2 protein-coding genes are annotated in these 3,177 nt (G+C 66.5%); both read left to right on the top strand.

The annotated features are described in order from the left end of the window. Window positions 1-141: 141 nt before the first annotated feature. Window positions 142-1,872, top strand: coding sequence for a DEAD/DEAH box helicase (locus A5699_RS19610; RefSeq protein ID WP_067772568.1), 1,731 nt, complete (start codon window positions 142-144; stop codon window positions 1,870-1,872). Continuing rightward, a complete protein-coding gene (locus A5699_RS19605; protein ID WP_067772566.1) occupies window positions 1,869-3,029 on the top strand; it encodes an acyltransferase in 1,161 nt (386 codons plus the stop codon). The genes A5699_RS19610 and A5699_RS19605 overlap by 4 nt, the downstream gene beginning before the upstream one ends. Window positions 3,030-3,177 lie beyond the last annotated feature (148 nt).

Below are 3,177 nucleotides of genomic sequence, written 5' to 3'. Positions count from 1 at the left end.
TGCGGTCGTCAAGATGACCGCCGGGGTCATCACAACCATCACGACCCGGTTCACAGTTGGGCAACCTACCGTGACCCCGTTGCGGCTTTGTGCAGGCGCGCGGCGGGGATGGCCGCCGATTGGCACTAGACTTCTGAACCGATGAGCTCGCCAGACCCGGATCCGGGGGACACCGCCCCGACATTTGCCGACCTGCAGATTCACCCTGCGGTGCTGAAGGCGGTCACCGATGTCGGCTACGAGTCGCCCTCGGCGATCCAAGCCGCGACCATCCCGGCCATGCTGGCGGGTTCGGACGTCGTCGGGCTGGCCCAGACCGGCACCGGCAAGACCGCGGCCTTCGCCATCCCGATCCTGTCCAAGATCGACACCACCAGCCGCAACACCCAGGCCCTGGTCCTGGCGCCGACCCGGGAGCTGGCCCTGCAGGTGGCCGAGGCGTTCGCCCGCTACGGCGCGCACCTGCCCGAGGTCAACGTGCTGCCGATCTACGGCGGGGCGTCCTACACCGTGCAGCTGAGCGGTCTGCGCCGCGGCGCACAGGTGGTGGTCGGTACCCCGGGCCGGGTGATCGACCATCTGGAGCGCGGCACGCTGGACCTGTCGAACCTGGACTACCTGGTGCTCGACGAGGCCGACGAGATGCTCACGATGGGCTTCGCCGAAGAGGTCGAGCGGATCCTCGCCGACACCCCGGAGTACAAGCAGGTCGCCCTGTTCTCGGCGACCATGCCCCCGGCCATCCGCAAGATCACCACCAAGTACCTTCACGACCCGGTCGAGGTCACGGTCAAGGCCAAGACCGCCACCGCCGAGAACATCACCCAGCGCTTCATCCAGGTGGCCGGGGCGCGCAAGCTCGACGCGTTGACCCGGGTGCTCGAGGTCGAGCAGGGCGACGCGATGATCGTGTTCGTCCGCACCAAGCAGGCCACCGAGGAGGTTGCCGAGCGGCTCAAGGCCCGTGGTTTCGCGGCCGCCGCCATCAACGGCGACATCAACCAGGCGCAGCGCGAGCGCACCATCACCGCGCTCAAGGACGGCACGATCGACATCCTGATCGCCACCGACGTCGCCGCGCGCGGCCTGGACGTCGAGCGCATCAGCCACGTCGTCAACTACGACATCCCGCACGACACCGAGTCCTATGTGCACCGCATCGGCCGCACCGGCCGGGCCGGGCGCTCCGGGCACGCCCTGCTGTTCGTCACCCCGCGCGAACGCCACCTGCTGAAGTCGATCGAGAAGCACACCCGGTCCAAGGTTCTGGAAGCCGAGCTGCCCAGCGTCGACGACGTCAATGCCCAACGCGTGGCAAAGTTCCGTGACTCGATCACCGATTCGCTCAATGGCCCGGGCCTGGAGTTGTTCCGCAGGCTCATCGAGGATTACGAGCGCGAGAACGACGTGCCGATGGCCGACATCGCCGCGGCGCTGGCGTTGCAGTCGCGCAACGGCGAAGAGTTCCTGATGACGGAGCCGCCACCGGAGAAGCGCCGGGAACGCGACCGCGATCGCGAGGAACGCGGCGAGCGGCCGCCGCGTGCCCCGCGGGAAGGCCTGGCGACGTACCGCATCTCGGTGGGCAAGCGGCACAAGGTGGGTCCGGGGCACATCGTCGGCGCCATCGCCAATGAGGGTGGTCTGCACCGTAACGAGTTCGGGCACATCACGATTCGCGGGGATTACTCGCTGGTGGAGCTGCCCGAGAAGCTGCCCAAGAAGACGCTCAAAGCCCTGGAGAACACCCGCATCTCGGGCATGCTGATCAACCTCACGCCGGATCGCGGTGAGCGTGCCCCGCGCCGCGAGTACAAAGAGCGTTCCGGCTATCGCGACCGTCCAGGAAAGCCGCACCGGAAGGCCAAGTGACGGTCTCGGAGAATGCGACGGGGCCGTCGGATCAAGGTGGTCTGGAGTCCGTCGACGCGCCGGTCTCGTCGTCCAGCCGCGTCGCGTCACTGACCGGGATCCGTGCGGTGGCCGCCATTCTCGTGGTGCTGACCCATGCGGCGTACACCACCGGCAAGTATCCGCAGGGATATCTGGGGCTGGTGTATTCGCGCGCGGAGATCGGGGTGCCGATCTTTTTCGTGCTCAGTGGTTTTCTGTTGTTCCGCCCGTGGGTCAAAGCCGCGGCGACCGGCGGGAAGGATCCGTCGGTGCGCCGCTATGCCTGGCACCGGGTGCGACGGATCATGCCGGCCTATGTGGTCACGGTGCTGATCGCCTACCTGCTCTACCACTTTCGCACCGGCGGCCCGAATCCCGGCCATACGTGGATGGGCCTGTTCCGCAATCTCACCCTGACCCAGATCTACACCGACAACTACCTGTTCTCCTATCTGCATCAGGGCCTGACGCAGATGTGGAGCCTGGCGGTCGAGGCGGCGTTCTACGTGGTCTTGCCGGCATTGGCGTTTCTGTTGCTGGTGGTGTTGTGCCGGCGGCGGTGGCGGCCGGGCCTGTTGTTCTTCGGTCTGGCGCTGCTGGCCGCGGTGTCGCCGGTGTGGCTGGTGATCGTGCACGATTCGACCGGCCTGCCCGACGGCGCCCGGTTGTGGCTGCCGACGTATCTGGCCTGGTTCGTGGCGGGGATGGCGCTGACCGTGCTGGGGCAGCTGAAGGTGCGTGGCTACGGGATGGTGTGCGTGCCGCTGGCCGTGGTGTGTTACTTCATCGCCTCGACGCCCCTTGCGGGGGAGCCGACGACGTCGCCGGCCAAGCTGAGCGAGGCGTTGGTCAAGACGTTCTTCTATGCGGTGATCGCGGCATTGTTGGTGGCGCCCCCGGCCCTCGGTGATCGGGGTTGGTACAACCGGTTCCTGGCGTCGCGGCCGATGGTCTTCCTCGGCGAGATCTCCTACGAGATCTTCCTGATCCACCTGATGATCATGGAACTGGTGATGGTCGAGGTGATGCGAGATCCGGTGTACACGGGCTCGATGTTCAACCTGTTCGTGCTCACGATGGTGTTCACCATCCCGGCGGCCTGGCTGCTGCACCGCTTCACCCGCGTCCGCTCCTGATCCATTAGTTAGGGTATGCTTACCTAACGAAGTGTTTCGGTGGGAGGTGCGCATGGGCGAGCAGAAGGCGTCGCGCGGGCTGGAAGGGGCCCTGGTCAAACTCTGGCGGGGCGGCGATTACGAACTGTCGGTCACCGGCCGGACCGAG

The sequence above is a fragment of the Mycobacterium sp. E802 genome, assembly GCF_001666875.1.
GTDB lineage: Bacteria > Actinomycetota > Actinomycetes > Mycobacteriales > Mycobacteriaceae > Mycobacterium.
The sequence above is the reverse complement of the archived record's forward strand: the minus strand, read 5'-3'. Positions and strand labels throughout refer to the sequence as shown.

Coding starts and splice junctions, on each gene's coding strand:
- A5699_RS19610 (WP_067772568.1), top strand. CDS start 142: ATGAGCTCGCCAGACCCGGATCCGGGGGACACCGCCCCGACATTTGCC.